Annotated in this window: 15 protein-coding genes and 1 other annotated feature (1 of these 16 cut by a window edge); of the genes, 4 read left to right on the plus strand and 11 right to left on the minus strand. The window is 41.1% G+C overall.

Features of this window, described 5'->3' with window-relative positions; translation table 11 throughout:
* Positions 1-47: 47 nt before the first annotated feature.
* Positions 48-2,168 carry a type I pullulanase gene (gene pulA, locus ASC42_RS00890; protein ID WP_055440132.1) on the minus strand — a complete coding sequence of 707 codons (2,121 nt, stop codon included), beginning with the start codon at positions 2,166-2,168 and terminating at the stop codon, positions 48-50.
* A 77-nt stretch (positions 2,169-2,245) separates the two neighbouring features.
* Here pulA and ASC42_RS00895 point away from each other — a divergent pair, with 77 nt between their 5' ends.
* On the plus strand, positions 2,246-3,184 hold the full coding sequence (locus tag ASC42_RS00895; RefSeq protein ID WP_055440133.1) for an EAL domain-containing protein: 939 nt from the start codon (positions 2,246-2,248) through the stop codon (positions 3,182-3,184).
* Between the two features lie 13 nt (positions 3,185-3,197).
* Here ASC42_RS00895 and ASC42_RS00900 read toward each other — a convergent pair whose 3' ends face one another.
* The 6 genes from ASC42_RS00900 to pepV all read right to left on the minus strand — a co-directional run bounded on the left by ASC42_RS00900 (position 3,198) and on the right by pepV (position 8,455).
* Complete coding sequence (locus ASC42_RS00900) at positions 3,198-4,154, minus strand: hypothetical protein (RefSeq protein WP_055440134.1); 957 nt, start codon at positions 4,152-4,154, stop codon at positions 3,198-3,200.
* Between the two features lie 35 nt (positions 4,155-4,189).
* A complete protein-coding gene (locus ASC42_RS00905) occupies positions 4,190-4,861 on the minus strand; it encodes an LrgB family protein (RefSeq protein ID WP_055440135.1) in 672 nt (223 codons plus the stop codon).
* A complete protein-coding gene (locus ASC42_RS00910) occupies positions 4,858-5,235 on the minus strand; it encodes a CidA/LrgA family protein (RefSeq protein WP_055440136.1) in 378 nt (125 codons plus the stop codon). Before ASC42_RS00910 ends, ASC42_RS00905 begins: the two co-directional genes overlap by 4 nt.
* Positions 5,236-5,256: 21 nt before the next feature.
* Positions 5,257-5,787, minus strand: a complete 531-nt coding sequence (gene thpR, locus ASC42_RS00915) for an RNA 2',3'-cyclic phosphodiesterase (protein WP_055440137.1) — start codon at positions 5,785-5,787, stop codon at positions 5,257-5,259.
* Between the two features lie 33 nt (positions 5,788-5,820).
* On the minus strand, positions 5,821-6,972 hold the full coding sequence (locus ASC42_RS00920; RefSeq protein ID WP_055440138.1) for an MFS transporter: 1,152 nt from the start codon (positions 6,970-6,972) through the stop codon (positions 5,821-5,823).
* Between the two features lie 85 nt (positions 6,973-7,057).
* A complete protein-coding gene (gene pepV / locus ASC42_RS00925) occupies positions 7,058-8,455 on the minus strand; it encodes a dipeptidase PepV (RefSeq protein WP_055440139.1) in 1,398 nt (465 codons plus the stop codon).
* A 173-nt stretch (positions 8,456-8,628) separates the two neighbouring features.
* On the opposite strand from pepV, the gene ASC42_RS00930 reads away from it, so the two are divergent.
* Positions 8,629-8,850 carry a DeoR family transcriptional regulator gene (locus ASC42_RS00930; RefSeq protein WP_012574138.1) on the plus strand — a complete coding sequence of 74 codons (222 nt, stop codon included), beginning with the start codon at positions 8,629-8,631 and terminating at the stop codon, positions 8,848-8,850.
* Between the two features lie 38 nt (positions 8,851-8,888).
* Here ASC42_RS00930 and ASC42_RS00935 read toward each other — a convergent pair whose 3' ends face one another.
* Entirely contained in the window at positions 8,889-9,611 is a 723-nt protein-coding gene (locus ASC42_RS00935) for a pseudouridine synthase (protein ID WP_072242633.1), read from the minus strand.
* A 106-nt stretch (positions 9,612-9,717) separates the two neighbouring features.
* On the opposite strand from ASC42_RS00935, the gene ASC42_RS00940 reads away from it, so the two are divergent.
* Positions 9,718-9,978, plus strand: coding sequence for a hypothetical protein (locus ASC42_RS00940; RefSeq protein ID WP_055440140.1), 261 nt, complete (start codon positions 9,718-9,720; stop codon positions 9,976-9,978).
* A gap of 15 nt (positions 9,979-9,993) precedes the next feature.
* Here the strand turns inward: ASC42_RS00940 and ASC42_RS00945 are convergent, their stop codons facing one another.
* Complete coding sequence (locus ASC42_RS00945) at positions 9,994-11,619, minus strand: putative polysaccharide biosynthesis protein (protein WP_055440141.1); 1,626 nt, start codon at positions 11,617-11,619, stop codon at positions 9,994-9,996.
* Between the two features lie 100 nt (positions 11,620-11,719).
* Between ASC42_RS00945 and ASC42_RS00950 the strand changes: the two genes are divergently transcribed.
* Positions 11,720-12,985 (plus strand): BaiN/RdsA family NAD(P)/FAD-dependent oxidoreductase, encoded by a 1,266-nt coding sequence (locus ASC42_RS00950; protein ID WP_055440185.1) that lies wholly within the window; start codon positions 11,720-11,722, stop codon positions 12,983-12,985.
* Between the two features lie 35 nt (positions 12,986-13,020).
* Here ASC42_RS00950 and ASC42_RS00955 read toward each other — a convergent pair whose 3' ends face one another.
* Both ASC42_RS00955 and leuS read right to left on the minus strand, forming a co-directional pair.
* The gene (locus tag ASC42_RS00955; protein ID WP_055440142.1) at positions 13,021-13,317 is read right to left on the minus strand and encodes a rhodanese-like domain-containing protein; all 297 of its coding nucleotides are present in this window, start codon (positions 13,315-13,317) and stop codon (positions 13,021-13,023) included.
* A 62-nt stretch (positions 13,318-13,379) separates the two neighbouring features.
* On the minus strand, positions 13,380-15,797 hold the full coding sequence (gene leuS / locus ASC42_RS00960; RefSeq protein ID WP_055440143.1) for a leucine--tRNA ligase: 2,418 nt from the start codon (positions 15,795-15,797) through the stop codon (positions 13,380-13,382).
* A gap of 62 nt (positions 15,798-15,859) precedes the next feature.
* Positions 15,860-16,036: a binding site (T-box leader), on the minus strand (it continues 36 nt past the right edge of the window).

Below are 16,036 nucleotides of genomic sequence, written 5' to 3' on the forward strand. Positions count from 1 at the left end.
TTGCAATTGTCATCTTACTAGATTTTATCTTTCTCATCGTTTCCCCGTCAACATTCAATTAATACCCACGTACCAATTCCATTTATTTCAATATACCGTTCGCTTATTTTTCCTATATCTTTTTCATTCGAGCTAAATATAATTTCCCATCTTCCTTCAAAAAGGGGTAATGTCGTTTTTTTCTCCTCATTATGATGCACAACAACAATTTGTTCCCATGAGCCATACGCACCGACGTCAACTAGTTGATAAGCAATAACAGATGGGTGTGTATCATAAAATTTTATGTGACGCCGAACTTGATCGGCAGTAAAAAAACGAAACGCGCCATGTTTTTTACGAAGCGCAATGAGAGCCATCATCTCCCGAATATCCTCTTCACATGCACTTTTCCGCTCCCAATCGATTCGATTCACTTCATCAGGAGCGTTATAGCTATTTTCAATCCCTTGTTTTGTTCGATAAAACTCTTGCCCGCTATGCAAAAAAGGAATACCTTGCGATAATAAAACGATCGCTGTAGCTAGCTTTTGACGTTTGCGACGAATATATTCGCTTTCATGTGCGTTGGCGATGATCATTTTATCCCATAATGTATGATTATCGTGACATTCGACATAATTGACACTTTGCCTTGGTGAAAAAAATAGATGAATGCTTCCACGAATAACTTCCATTACTGCTTCTTTATATGAGCAATCCCCTAACGCAAATCCTCGATCGTGCACTTGGAATGTGCTACCTTTGACATAGTCACGAAATCGATCATTAAAGTAAGCAATGCGTGGCGTATGTTTTGCGTTTGCAATCGTTGTCTTTTTTTCTTGGGGTAATGGAGTAGCTAACTCCCAACCTTCACCAAGAACAAGAACCGTCGGATCAATTGCATCGATGGCACGGCGAACGTCATTCATTGTATCGATATCTAAAATGCCCATTAAATCGAAACGAAATCCATCGACACCGTATTCACTTAGCCAATATGTCACTGAATCAATAATCAATTTTCGTACCATTTTTCTTTCAGATGCTAAATCATTTCCGACTCCTGTGCCGTTTGACGGATAACCGTTTGATTCATATCGAAAATAATAGCCCGGGACGAGATGTTCAAACGATGATGTTTCACGAATATATACGTGATTATATACAACGTCTAAAACGACGCGAATACCTTCCTGTTGAAATGCTCGAATTGCCTGTTTTAGCTCCATGATACGCACATATGGATCAGTCGGATCAGTTGCATAACTTCCTTCTGGTGCATTGTAATGTACCGTATTGTATCCCCAGTTGTATTCAAGTGGCTTGAGCTCATTAACTCCTTCAAAATCTTGCACAGGCATGAGTTGAACGTGCGTAACACCGAGCTGTTTAATATAAGAAAGACCTGTTAGTGTTCCGTTGGGACCTATTGTTCCTCGCTCCGTTAAACCTATATACTTCCCTTTTTGTTTTACTCCACTTCTTGGATGAATCGTAAAATCACGCACATGCATTTCATAAATGATCGCATCTGTCATAGAAATAAACGGAGGCATGACTGGCTTTGGTATATTTGTCTTTGTCAAATCAACAACAACACCGTATGCACCGTTGACAGAAACCGCTTTTGCATAAGGATCCACTGCCTCCCGCCAAACAAAATTGATATATGTCTTATACGTATACAAAAAATATTCCATATTTTCATACACTGTATATGTCCATATCCCTTTTTGTTCTCGTACCATCACATGAATCGTTTCTTCTTTCGTCTTTGGATGAATAAGCTTTAATAACACCTTTGTTGCCGTCGGAGCCCACACTTTAAACGTCGTTTTTTCCGGTTTGTACGTTGCACCGAGATCATTTCCATCATATGCATATAATTCATCGAATGCTTTTGTTCTCATCACTGCTCCTACTTGTAAAGGAGCTTGCCATCCTTCTTCCGTATAAACGACATACCGTTTCCCTAATGGAACAATAAAAGGGACGGAACACTCATATTTTGTAAATGGTTGCTGTTTCTCACTTGAACGAACTGTTAAACGGTATGCCGTTTGTTCCTCATCGCATAAAAAAAATATTGGTGCGCGTTCGTGAACAACATCGTTCGGTAGCAAAATGGTAATTAACTCTAGATCATCTAAGTAGGCTTCAAACGGGTGTTGTCTTGTCATCATTATCGGTCACCAACTTCCACTTTTGAAGTCAATCATTTTTATTGTAAAATGGATTAAGATAAAGGGGGGGAGAAATGATGCATTCTTGCATCTCGTGTAGCGTTCCATTTCCAATTTTACAATCTGGTTACTTACTTATTATGCAGGAAGAACAAAAAAAGTATTTATGTTATTCGTATGATTCATTGCAACAATTAGCGACATATGTAGAGACAATCGTTCCAAAAGAAAAAACATTCGTAGCGTTATGCAAAAACCCCGATTCACCGGGGCCGTTCATTCCACTTCATGAGTTAAGCATGCGAATTAAGCATGAAGACGTTGTCCAATGCATAACAAACGGACCGTTGGTTAGTTATTTACAACCGATTATTCATACAAAAACAGGAGACATTTTCGGTTATGAATGTTTACTACGCTCACACCACTTTTCGCCTAAACAGCTTTTTTCTGTTGCGCAACAAACAGGTTTGCATACATTTTTAGATCGGCGAGCACGCGAAGAAGCGATTCGAGCACGTACAAAAATAAAAAAAGGGATAAAAAGTTTCATTAACTTTTTACCATCAACAATTTACAATCCCGAATTTTGTCTTCGGCACACATTTTCCATCGTCGAACAATATGAGGTAGCACCTGAAGATCTTGTATTTGAAGTTGTCGAGACGGAAAAAATCATTGATATTGACCATTTAAAGAACGTATTTGCCACATATAAACGATCAGGAATGAAAGTAGCGTTAGACGATGTCGGTGCCGGCTTTTCAACAATCGATATGCTTACGCTATTACAACCTGATTATGTAAAAATTGATCGCCACTACATTCAAAATTGTGACCAAGAAAAAGAGAAACAAGCGTTTTTAAAAGAAGTAACTCGAATTGCCCAGACGCTTGGCATTCACGTACTTGCTGAGGGAATTGAACGAAAAGAAGAATTAGACTACTGTCGCGAAATTGGCATTCCGTTTGCCCAAGGCTACTATATCGGCAAACCGAGCCCAAATCCGCTATAAAAGAGGCTGAGCTCTACTCATCAGCCTCCTCAACTTCTTCAATGACGAGCGGATCGTAATAGCGTGTATCACAATACGTCAACAATGATTGTGCTGCCTTCAGCTGCATATGCTTTAACGGCATTGTCAACTGTCTAAGTGACGTAAACCATGCATCATAATGACGGCGATCGATGATATCAAGATCGCTCGGTGCGTAACGATAATCAATATATCCTTCTCGATTCATCAACACTTTTTTGATCGGCATATCGACAGAAAATTGTTTATAAATCGTTTGAACAACTTTTTCTGTTCGGTGAAGCGAAATCATCGGGTTGACGATTTTTCGCTCCGCATCATCAAAAATCTCCGTCCAAAACCGTTCAGCTGAACCAACAATAATGTTATTTTTTCGTTCTTCCGTAAACGCAATGCACCATGTTGTCGTTGGGCTAATTAAAATCGTATTTAGCTCGACAGGAGCTTTTTTCAATAAAAACACAGGTTTATACATACATAAGTACGTATCAGGAAAACGTTGCAAAAAATATTTCAAATATACATCATAATAATATTTCGGATCAATAATGGATTCTTCCGTTAGCGTTGAACTCGCCCAACGAATTTGCAGTTGAAACAGCTTTTCTAAAAATAATATTTTTAACTCTTCAATCGTTTTCGGTTCGGACGTAATGGAAAACATAAAGTCTTCCTCTTCTTCCAGCCGTTCATTTTCGTCCGTCACATCTTTGACTTTTTTTCTTGTCCATATTTGCTTAATTTTATCAAAGAGAGACGGCTCTTCCTCAAGCCATTTCCATGATTCATATGAATGTGGTTCTACCCTTAAAGCAAGTTGCCCCGTCTCCCATGCATGCTTCATTCGTTCCCATTGCTTCTTCTTTAAGCGAATGAACTCGCTTGGATAATGATAAATATCTAGCTCGTAGCGCGAAATATAATCTTGAAGCTTAATAAGCTGTCCCACGCCCTAACCTCCAGCAATCTATTGTTACTTTCATTCTACAACAAAAGCAACAACGGGCAAAGAAGGGAAGCAAAAATCGCACTTAACGTCATTGCTACCGAGCTAATCGCTGCTTCTTTTTTACCCATTTCAAGCGCTTTTGCAGTACCAATACCATGTGAAGCCGACCCAAGTCCGCTTCCGATCCCTAAAGCTGTATTCAGGCGTAAGCGTTGAAAAATCGTTGGTCCAAACATCGCGCCAAAAATTCCTGCAACCATGACATATACAGCAGCAAGCGTTGGTATGCCGCCAATGAGCGTTGCAATATCCATTGCAACGGGTGAAGTGACTGATTTCGGAATAATTGATCGAACAACTTGTTCAGGTAAATGAAAAAGACGTGCCAATAATAAACCGCTTCCTATTCCAATAATCGTACCGAAAAATGTGCTACATAATAACGGCCATAAAAACTTTTTGAGCGTATAACGATGTTGATAAAGCGGCAAAGCTAGCGCGACAACTGCGGGACCTAGCAAATGAACAAGCCATTTTCCTCCGACCATATATTGTTCATATGATAGATGAAAAAGCGATAATGTGATGATAATAACGACTGTGCTCGTTGCAATTGGCACAAGCAATGGAAAATAAAAGCGAGCATACAATTTGCGCATCGCCATATACACAACTATTGTCCATAAAAGCATACTAGCGCCAATCATGCCCCTTTCACCTCATGCACTCGCTTTTGTTCACGTGTTTGTGCCCATTGACCAATGAAACCAGCAAACAACATGACGATCATTGTGCTCACGATGACAACAAAAATGGACCATATCCCTTTCCCTGAAAAAAGTTCAACATAATCCATGACACCAACAGTTGCCGGGATAAACAACAGTGTTAAATGAGACAAAAGCATGTTGGCACCACGAGAGATCCACTCTTCCTTCACTATTCCAGTCATTAACAATAAAAATAGCAACAACATCCCTATCATACTTCCAGGGATAGGAATGTGTAGCAGTTGCTGAATAAATGAACCGACAACATACAACGTATACAATACCCCTATTTGAATGATCACAATCCCCATCTCTTCTCCCCCTCTTATAGATCATGAAAGAGGAAAGCGCATAAGCGGCTTATATTTCGGTGTTTCATTTACATGTGTCCCATATAACACAACGTCATGCACAAAAAAACGAACGTCTTCTCCTTCCATTTTTCGTGGATATGTTTCAAGTGAAAACGGAAACGATCCGTTCCATTTTTTCGCAAGCGTAATATGTGGTGTAAACGGTCGTGCATCAAGAGAAAAACCAATCTTCTCGCAAACATCATACACATCTTGACGAAGGGAAAACAAACGAGGCTCTTCTTTTACGCCATACCATAAAATACGCGAGCCAAACGAATAAACTTCACTCAGTTGCAACGAAAATGCCTTATGTTTTCGAACCGTTTTTGGCATACGCTCTGTAATTTGTTTTCGCTCTTCTTCCGTTGCCCTCCCTAAAAACGCAAGTGTGATATGATAATCTTCTTCGTGAACGAACAAACGAAATGGCGCTTTCCATTGAGACATAAAATGATGTAGCCGCTTTTTCACTTCGCTCGGCAAAGGAATTGCTAAAAAATAGTGCATTTATCGTCCCACCTTTTAATTTTCTAAATTTTATCAAATTTCCGATACTTTATGCAATGTCTTTTTTGACTGCCAAGCAAAAATGACCATCCCCCCAAATGTCAACAATCCAAAAAATAAATATACGTGCTCAATCGTCCAACGCTCTAAAATATACCCTCCTACAAACGTACAAAACCAACTCCCAAGCCCATTTCCAACCGTGGCATAAAGCGATACGGCCGTCGTACGCACGTGCGCGGGGGTAATGTCACGAACGTATTGGAGAGCAGCTGGAATAAACAAACCGACGGACGCCCCTTGTACAATTGTCGTTGCATATACAATAGCGAGCGGTGGTTCAAAAAAGTAAAATGTCCACCGAGCACAAGACAAAGCTGTCGCAACTAATAACACACTCATCATCCCGAACTTTCGGACGACACCGTCAGCAAATTTCATAAATGGTGCTTCACTTCCTGCGGCTAATAAAAAGGCAAGTCCTACGCCTGCAAGCGTTCCACCTAAATCAGTAATCAAAATACCGAAATAAAAATTATTAGCATAAATCGGACCGAAAACGAGAAATGTCGTCAACAAAAATAAAAGAAACCTAGGAATACGAATCAATGCTTTCATTCCTTCTCGAATGTTCACTTTTGCACTTGACTGCTCTCTTGGCAACTTCCATGCTAGTACACTCGAAATAATGAGCAAAGCAACGAAAATGTAAAAAATAAAATGAAGATGGAATAACTGAGCGACTTGTCCTGCAATCGGAACAGCAGCTGCAAATCCAAGTGCTCCCCACAAACGAATCGAACCATACCGCTCATTCGCTTTTTGCACATAATGAAGCGTAATGCTGTCAGACAGTGGAACAATACCACTTTGCATAACTGCAAGTAATGCGGCAATCACAAGCAACCATACATATGAGTGAACAAGCGAATACATAAAGCCAAAAAAAGCTGTTCCTAATAAAGATACGATTAACACTTGAACCGGTTTACGCGTATAATCACTTATCATTCCCCAAATTGGCTGGATGAAAATCATAACGATCGGGCTAATCGACATAATCATCCCGATTTCTGTCCCCGACAATCCGACTTCATCTTTTAAGTACACAGATAATAATGGAAAAAGCGAACCGAAACTAAAAAACTGCAAAAAGTAAAACATGCGAAAAATACGTGTATACACAAAAATCCCCCATATCGATATAAAATGACGAAAAGTACCGTCATGATCGACGGCACTTTTCATTATAACATATTTTTGGAAACTGTCATTTTGCTAACTCATAAATAGCTTGAGCGTAAATAGCTGTTGCTTTAACTAAATCATCAATAAACATGTACTCATCTTTTTGGTGTGCCACATCTGGACGATTCGGAAATAGCGGGCCAAACGCCACTCCCGCTTGTAAAGAACGCGCATATGTCCCACCGCCAATCGCAAGCAACGACGCACGTTCTCCCGTTTGTTCTTCATAAACACGTTGTAACGTTTGAACGAGCGGATGGTTTTTTGCGACATAATGTGGAGAAGAATGAGAAAAGTTTGTTAACGTAAAGTGATGACGGCTTGCTGCTCGCTCAATTGCCTCTTTCGTATGTGCAATGTCGCTCGTCACAGGATAGCGCAAATTAATACCGATCTTCCCCCCATGTTCACTTGTATATGAAAGAACACCGACGTTGATCGTCAAATCACCTAGTTCCTCATTTGTATGTGCAATCCCTAAGTGCTGTCCGCGCGTATCTCCATAAAAGTATTGAGAAACAAAACGGACAAATTCATTTGCTTGTGGATCAAGTGCTTCATTCGCCAAAAATTTTACAAGCCATAGCCCCGCATTCACTCCGTTGTTCGGTTCCATGCCGTGAGCAGAAACACCTTGAAGATATAGCTTCACCGTGTCGCCATCTACATATGCCTCACCTTCAAGCGTATGCGAACGTAAAAATGCGAGAAAACGATCTTTTATGTCGTTTCCGTTTTGCAAAATAGCTTCCGCAAAATCTGGAACCATATTGTATCGACGGCCAGCTTGAAACGAAAGAAGAACACAATCATGTGCTTGCTTATTCATTGGCTGTTGAATAAGATCAAAGTCGGCAATCCCTTTTTCAGCGTAAATAATCGGAAAGTCAGCATCTGGGGCAAAGCCAAGCGTCGGCATGGACTCCGTTTGAAAATATCGTTCAACACATTGCCAATCGCTTTCCTCATCTGTTCCAATAATCATGCGTACGCGCTTAGATAGTGTTAGTCCTAGCTCTTTCACAATTTTCATCGCATAAAATGCGGCAATCGTCGGACCTTTATCATCTAAAGCACCACGTGCATAAATTTTCCCATCGACAATCGTTGCCCCAAACGGATCAAACGTCCAACCGTCACCAGCGGGAACAACATCAACATGACATAAAACCCCAACAATTTCTTCTCCGTCACCCATTTCAATGTGTCCGGCTAATCCGTCAACATTTTTCACAACAAACCCTTCTTCTTCCCCGCGTTTTAGCATGTAACAAAGCGCTTCATACACTTCTTTTCCTAGCGGTGCTTCTTTCGTGGCTGTTTGTTCATTACGTACGCTTGGAATGCGCAAAAATGTTTGTAAATCTTGCAAAAGGGCTTTTTCTCGCTTTTTTACTTCTTCCATCCAGTTCATATTCATCGTCACTTTCACCTTTCCTTAAGAAAAATATGGTATTAATTGTGTAAATATTGTGTAAAATTCAGCAAATTTATAGCATTTTTCTTATGCTTTCGTGTAAAATAAATAGTGAGACATCTAGTTTTTCATCTTTGTTGTACCATGCGAATGATGTGACGATAGGGAGTGATCATTTGAAACCATCTACCGATCGCATGCTAACCCGTATTAAGTCCGTCTACATGTTCATTAATGAGAGAGGAACAGTGACAACGCAAGAGCTCGTGGACGAATTTGGTATTACTCCACGAACGATTCAGCGGGATTTAAACGTGTTAGCATACAACGACTTAATTCACAGCCCTAGCAAAGGTAAATGGACAACAACTAAAAAAAGAGTGAAGATGTCGTCATAATGAAATGTATATAGACGGAACCTGAGCGATGCAGGTTCCTATTTTTTGTCCTCTCCCTTTAATAAAGCAATTTCTTCATCTGTCAATTCACGGTACTCTCCCGGTTCTAACGTTTCATCAAGCGGGATGGGTCCCATTTGAATACGTTTTAAATAAACAACACGTTTACCGATCGCTTGAAACATTCGTTTAATTTGATGAAACTTCCCCTCTGTAATCGTAACCTGAACATCCGAGCGCAAACCGGAACGGATAATGACAAGTTCTGCTGGTTTCGTTTCATATCCATCATCAAGCACAACACCGCGCTGAAATGCAGCAACATCCGCTTCCGTGACTTCCCCATCAATAATCGCTTCATATGTTTTCGGGACATGTTTTTTTGGTGACAACAACTGATGGGCAAGTTGTCCATCGTTTGTTAACAACAATAACCCTTCCGTATCTTTATCAAGTCGTCCGACCGGGAATGGATCAAAAATCTGATCTTCCTCTTCTAACAAATCAACAACCGTTTCTTCCACCGCATCTTCCGTTGCTGAAATGACTCCTTTTGGCTTGTTCATCATTAAGTAAATAAACGGTTTATACTCCACTTCTTCTTCCCATACAGTAACAACCTGCGCTTTTGGATCGACATGTATTTTTGCATCTTTAACGATCGTTCCATCGACTTTAACTACGCCTGCTTTCAACAGCTTTTTTACTTCTTTTCTCGTTCCATATCCCATGTTAGCTAATAATTTATCAATTCGTAGCACTACAATCCCTCCAAATGTTTTTCATTTTTAGGCGTTCGTCCATACACCGATGTCTACTGTCACATATACTGCCTACGTAACAATTAAAGCGAAAGGAGTTTTCCAAATGGATGAACGCCAACAACAGCAACAAATGCCAGGCATGCCTTATTACGGGGGCACCCCGTTCATGCCAGGGGTTCCAAGTGGATTTCCAGGAACACCAGGTTTTCCAGGAACACCAGGTTTTCCAAGCGGCTCACTTGAGCGTCGAATCGATCGCCTTGAGCGCATAACAGAGCGCCAACAACAACAAATTAACAATTTAAATCGACGTCTCCAACGCGTTGAGCGCCAACTCGGATTTCCATTTAGCAGCGACTTCTAGATAGAAAGAAGAAGGCTATGACACAGCCTTCTTTTCTTTTTTCCGTAAAAATGAAAAACGGTTTCCAAATAAAGCATATAACAAGTTCGACCGTTCACTTAAATAAAAATAAACAGCCGCCCCAATGAGTCCACCAAATGCAACAATGATCACTGATTGAATCATGCTTCCATTGTAATGAAGAAGACGATCCATCAGCTTTGCACTTGGCCAAACAGCAGCGCACATAATCGCCGTCAAAATCCCCATAAACAATATACGCTTGGCGACAAAATGATAACGATAATTTGTATAACGTTGGATGACCCATAAGTTTAACCCAACTGACAATGCATATCCGATTGTCGTCGCTAAAATGGCTCCCATCGTTTCAAACGAGACGATAAATATGTAGTTAAAAAATAATTTAAACAACAGCCCGATCGTTAAACTGATCACAGTAAATTTTTGTTTATTAATCCCTTGCAAAATAGCAGCTGTCACAGAAAATAAAGCAAAGAAAATGGCCGTTGGCGCATATGCTCGTAACACTTCTGTTCCGAGGGGGTCATAGCTGTAAAAAGCTGCGTATACGTATTCAGATAAAAGCGCCATGCCGATAACAGCAGGCAGTGTAATAAACATGACGACTTGAAACGTATCGTTTAAATACTTTCGTAACTGCTTGCTTTCCCCTTGTACATATGCTTTCGTAATCGTTGGAATTAGCGTTAAACTAAACGATGTAGCAAGTGTTACGGGAATGATGACTAACTTTTGTGCCCATACATTAAAAATGCCGTATGCGTCCTCAGAAATCGCAGCGAGACCGATACTTGCCATCGCCTTGTTAAATGTAAATTGATCAATAAGCTGATATAACGGCATCGCCAAACCAACAAAAGCAAACGGAGCTGCATAGGCGATCAGTTCTTTATACATATGTTTTAACGACATATGGATCGTGCCACGATCTTGCTTTAATAGTTCATCTAAAAACGATTTTCGCTTAAACCAGTATATGAATAAAACAGCTAGTCCACCGACAGCGCCAATAAAGGCAGCAAACGTTGCCACTTGAATGGCAGTCACAAGTGAACCGTCGAAAATGCGTAAAACAATATAGCTACCTGCAAGCAAAAAGACGATGCGGACAAGTTGTTCGATAACTTGGGACAACGCTGTCGGCCCCATTGATTCATGTCCTTGAAAAAAACCGCGAATTAAACTCATCATCGGCACAAGCAATAAAGCGAAACTGACTGCACGAATGACAGAAGTGACGTCAGCAATCGAGTTGCCATGGCCATCATCATTCACGACAAACGGAGCTAACAGCGGCGCACTCATATATAAAATGAGCCAAGCAAAAAAACCAGTGATCGCCATTAACATCATCCCTGAACGAAACAATTTTCGCCCAACAGCATATTCCCCAAGCGCATTGTATTTCGACACAAACTTGGATACCGCAAGCGGCACCCCCATCGTCGCGATGCTAATAAATAACGTATACGGAACGTATCCATACGAATAAAGGGCTCCCCCTTGTTTACCAACAAGTTGGTAAAACGGGAAAACGTATATAAGCCCTAATATGCGCGACAAAAACACGCCCCCCGTTAAAATAAATGTTCCTCGCAATAACTTTGATGATGACATGTTATCCCTTCCTTAACGGATTCATTGCTTCACTTATTTTAGCACACTTTTTTCTTTTACATAAAATCATTATAATCATAACAGAAAGGACGTGAAAGTGATGGTATATGATGTTGTAGTCATCGGTGGAGGACCGTCAGGATTAATGGCAGCCATCGCTGCTGGAGAACAAGGCGGACGTGTCCTCCTTATTGATAAAGGGGACAAACTCGGACGAAAATTGGCCATTTCGGGCGGTGGGCGTTGCAATGTGACGAATCGAAAGCCGATTGATGAACTCATTCAACATATTCCAGGGAACGGTCGTTTTTTATATGGCGCATTTTCAATGTTTAATAATGAAGATATTATTCGTTTCTTTGAACGACTCGGTGTTCCGTTAAAAGAAGAAGACCACGGTCGTATGTTCCCGGTGAGCGATAGTGCGCAATCTGTCGTACAAGCCCTTCTTCGCGAGTTAAAACGATTGCGCGTTGACATTCGCGTTCATACCCCCGTAAAAGACATTGAATATAAAGATGGATCCGTATATGGAGTGACGTTGCAAACTGGGGAAATGATTCGAGCAAAAGCGGTTGTCGTTGCCGTTGGTGGCAAATCTGTGCCACATACCGGTTCGACAGGCGACGGTTACGCATGGGCAGAAAAAGCGGGACATACAATTACAGAGCTATTTCCAACGGAAGTGCCGATTATTTCACATGAACCATTTATTCAAAAGCGAACGTTACAAGGACTATCATTGCGTAATGTTGCATTAAGCGTATTCAACGAAAAAGGAAAACCAACCGTCACACACCGAATGGATATGATTTTTACGCATTTCGGTATTTCAGGACCTGCTGCCTTACGATGTAGCCAATTTGTTGTGAAACAGTTAAAAAAACAATCTTCTGTGACCATGGTGATTGATGCGTTGCCAGATGAAAAAGAAGAGACATTATTTCAACGTATTGTGCGCGCCATGAAAGAAGAGCCGAAAAAAACGATAAAAACCATTGTTAAGGCGACGCTTTCCCTCCCAGAGCGATACGTATTGTTTTTACTCGAGCAAGCAACCATTGATCCACATACGGTTGCAAGCACGTTAAGCCATGACAAAGTGAGGGCGTTTGTTGCCTTATTTAAAAAATTTTCTTTTTCCGTACATGGCACGTTGCCACTTGAAAAAGCGTTCGTCACAGGTGGAGGAGTATCCGTCAAAGAAGTTCATCCAAAAGAAATGGCATCTAAACTGATGAAAGGTCTTTATTTTTGCGGAGAAATTTTAGACATTCATGGTTATACGGGCGGCTATAATATTACCGCTGCCCTTGTGACCGGTCGGCTTGCCGGCATGCATGCTGCCATTTATGCAAACCAATAAGATCGTCGATCAAGCGATCTTATTGGCTTCTTCCATTATACAAGTTCTCCATCCCAGCCAAGCATGCCATCAATGACGTTACAAAAATCATACCCATGCGCCTCTAAATAACGACACACATGCTCACTACGAACACCAGAACGACAAATAATGATATACGTTTCATTTTTGTCTAGCTCGTTCATTCTTTCTGGAATATCCCCCATTTTTATATGTATCGCTGATGGAATCATTCCGAAGGCGACTTCTTCATCTTCGCGTACATCAATGACGTGAACATGCTCACCTGCTTGTATCATTTGTTTTAGCTGTACTGCTGTCATTTCTTTCATCGATCTCTCCCTTTCTTTTAACGAAAGCCCCTCACCGTATATGTGAGAGGCTTCGTTCACGATTAATTTGCAACAATGTTGACTAATTTGCCTGGCACAGCGATCACTTTACGCACCGTTTTTCCTTCAATTTGTTCCTTAATTTTTTCGTCTTCCATCGCCAATTGCTCAAGTTGTTCTTTCGTTGCATCAGCTGGCACATGCAATTTCGCACGCACTTTTCCGTTCACTTGAATGACGATTTCGACTTCATCTTCGACTAATTTTGCTTCATCGTATGCTGGCCAAGCTTCATATGCGATCGTATTGTTATGTCCAAGCTTTTCCCATAGCTCTTCAGCAATATGTGGGCAAACTGGCGACAATAGCTTTATAAATCCTTCCATATACACTTTTGGCAATACAGGCGCTTTATATGCTTCATTAATAAACACCATTAATTGCGAAATCGCTGTATTGAAGCGAAGCGCTTCGTAATCTTCGGTTACTTTTTTCACCGTTTGGTGATATACACGCTCAAGCGTATCTGTTTCTGGGTTATCAACGATTTTTGGATTTAATTCGCCGTTTTCTTCAACGAACAGACGCCATACGCGATCTAAAAAGCGACGTGCACCGTCAAGTCCTTTTGTCGACCATGCAATCGATGCTTCTAAAGGACCCATAAACATCTCGTACAAACGCAACGTGTCTGCACCATGACTTTCAACAATATCGTCTGGATTGACGACATTTCCTTTTGATTTGCTCATTTTCTCATTATTTTCTCCAAGAATCATCCCTTGGTTAAATAGTTTTTGGAACGGTTCTTTTGTTGGTACAACACCAATATCGTATAAAAACTTATGCCAAAAACGCGCGTATAGTAAGTGTAATACGGCATGTTCTGCCCCGCCAATATAAATGTCGACAGGCAACCATTTTTCTAATTTTTTAGGGTCAGCTAATTGTTTATCGTTATGCGGATCAATGTAACGTAAATAATACCAGCAACTTCCTGCCCACTGTGGCATCGTATTCGTTTCACGGCGACCTTTTTTGCCTGTTTTCGGGTCAACAACGTTCACCCATTCTTCAATGTTTGCTAGTGGAGACTCTCCTGTGCCCGACGGTTTAATTTCATCTGTCTTTGGCAATACGAGCGGCAATTGTTCTTCTGGCACTGGCGTCATCGTACCGTCTTCCCAATGGATAATTGGAATCGGTTCGCCCCAATAACGTTGGCGGCTAAATAGCCAATCGCGAAGGCGATACGAAACTTTTTTCTCACCTTTTCCATTGGCCTCTAGCCATTCGATCATTTTTTTCGTTGCTTCTTCTTTATTTAAACCGTTTAAGAAATCAGAGTTCACATGTTCCCCGTCGCCTGTGTATGCTTCTTTTGAAATATCACCACCGGCAACGACTTCTTTAATTGGCAAATTGAATTTTTTCGCAAATTCATAATCGCGTTCATCATGCGCTGGCACTGCCATAATGGCGCCTGTACCGTAGCCCATTAACACGTAATCTGCGATCCAAATTGGCAATTTTTCACCATTAGCCGGATTGATCGCATATGCTCCGGTAAATACACCTGTTTTTTCTTTCGCTAAATCGGTGCGCTCAAGATCGCTTTTGCTTTGAATTTGTTTTAAATAAGCTTCAACCGCTTCTTTTTGCTCAGGTGTTGTAATTTTTTCAACGAGCGGATGTTCAGGGGCAAGCACGGCATAAGTTGCACCAAATAACGTATCTGGACGCGTTGTAAACACCGTAAACGTTTCATCGTGTCCATCGACTTGAAAATGAATATTTGCTCCTTCTGAACGACCAATCCAGTTGCGTTGCATTTCTTTTATACTTTCAGGCCAGTCTAATTCTTCTAAATCTTCAAGTAAACGGTCCGCATATGCCGTAATGCGAAGCATCCATTGTTTCATCGGCTTACGAATGACTGGATGTCCCCCGCGCTCGCTTTTTCCATCGATCACTTCTTCATTCGCTAATACCGTTCCTAATGCTGGGCACCAATTGACCGGCACTTCATCCATATACGCTAATCCTTTTTCATATAGCTTTAAGAAAATCCATTGTGTCCATTTGTAATAGTTCGGATCGGTCGTGTTCACTTCTCGATCCCAGTCATATGAAAAACCGAGCGATTTAATTTGACGGCGGAAGTTGTTAATATTTTTTTCCGTAAATTCCGCTGGATCATTTCCGGTATCAAGCGCATACTGCTCAGCTGGCAATCCGAACGCATCCCACCCCATTGGATGCAACACGTTATATCCTTGCATGCGCTTCATGCGCGCTAAAATGTCCGTTGCTGTATATCCTTCTGGGTGACCAACATGCAAACCTGCCCCTGATGGATACGGGAACATGTCGAGCGCATAAAACTTTCGCTTTCCGTCATCTTCTGTCGTTTGAAACGTTTTATTTTCTTCCCAATACTTTTGCCATTTTTTCTCGATTTCACGATGATTAAAACTCACGTGACAAACCTCCTTTTGATCCATTTTTAACAAAAATGAAAAACAAAAAACCTCCCATCCCAAAAAGGGACGAGAGGATTCTCCCGCGGTACCACCCTTGTTAGCGCACGAATCGTACGCTCACTTTCATCATTAACGCAGATTCACGACGCACGCTACTTCATTCGCATACGCGACTCCAAGGCGAGTTCGTAAACAAACTTCGGTTGACTCGCACCACCCGTCAACTCTCTGCCGAC

The organism is Anoxybacillus suryakundensis, from assembly GCF_001418025.1.
In the GTDB taxonomy this organism is placed as follows: domain Bacteria; phylum Bacillota; class Bacilli; order Bacillales; family Anoxybacillaceae; genus Anoxybacillus; species Anoxybacillus tengchongensis.

Excerpts from the sequence above, each read along its gene's own strand:
- ASC42_RS00895 (WP_055440133.1), top strand. The coding sequence starts at position 2,246 with ATGCATTCTTGCATCTCGTGTAGCGTTCCATTTCCAATTTTACAATCT.
- ASC42_RS00955 (WP_055440142.1), bottom strand. The coding sequence starts at position 13,317 with ATGAAAGAAATGACAGCAGTACAGCTAAAACAAATGATACAAGCAGGT.
- ASC42_RS00950 (WP_055440185.1), top strand. The coding sequence starts at position 11,720 with ATGGTATATGATGTTGTAGTCATCGGTGGAGGACCGTCAGGATTAATG.
- thpR (WP_055440137.1), bottom strand. The coding sequence starts at position 5,787 with ATGCACTATTTTTTAGCAATTCCTTTGCCGAGCGAAGTGAAAAAGCGG.
- ASC42_RS00910 (WP_055440136.1), bottom strand. The coding sequence starts at position 5,235 with ATGGGGATTGTGATCATTCAAATAGGGGTATTGTATACGTTGTATGTT.
- ASC42_RS00905 (WP_055440135.1), bottom strand. The coding sequence starts at position 4,861 with ATGATTGGCGCTAGTATGCTTTTATGGACAATAGTTGTGTATATGGCG.
- pepV (WP_055440139.1), bottom strand. The coding sequence starts at position 8,455 with ATGAATATGAACTGGATGGAAGAAGTAAAAAAGCGAGAAAAAGCCCTT.
- ASC42_RS00945 (WP_055440141.1), bottom strand. The coding sequence starts at position 11,619 with ATGTCATCATCAAAGTTATTGCGAGGAACATTTATTTTAACGGGGGGC.
- pulA (WP_055440132.1), bottom strand. The coding sequence starts at position 2,168 with ATGATGACAAGACAACACCCGTTTGAAGCCTACTTAGATGATCTAGAG.
- ASC42_RS00940 (WP_055440140.1), top strand. The coding sequence starts at position 9,718 with ATGGATGAACGCCAACAACAGCAACAAATGCCAGGCATGCCTTATTAC.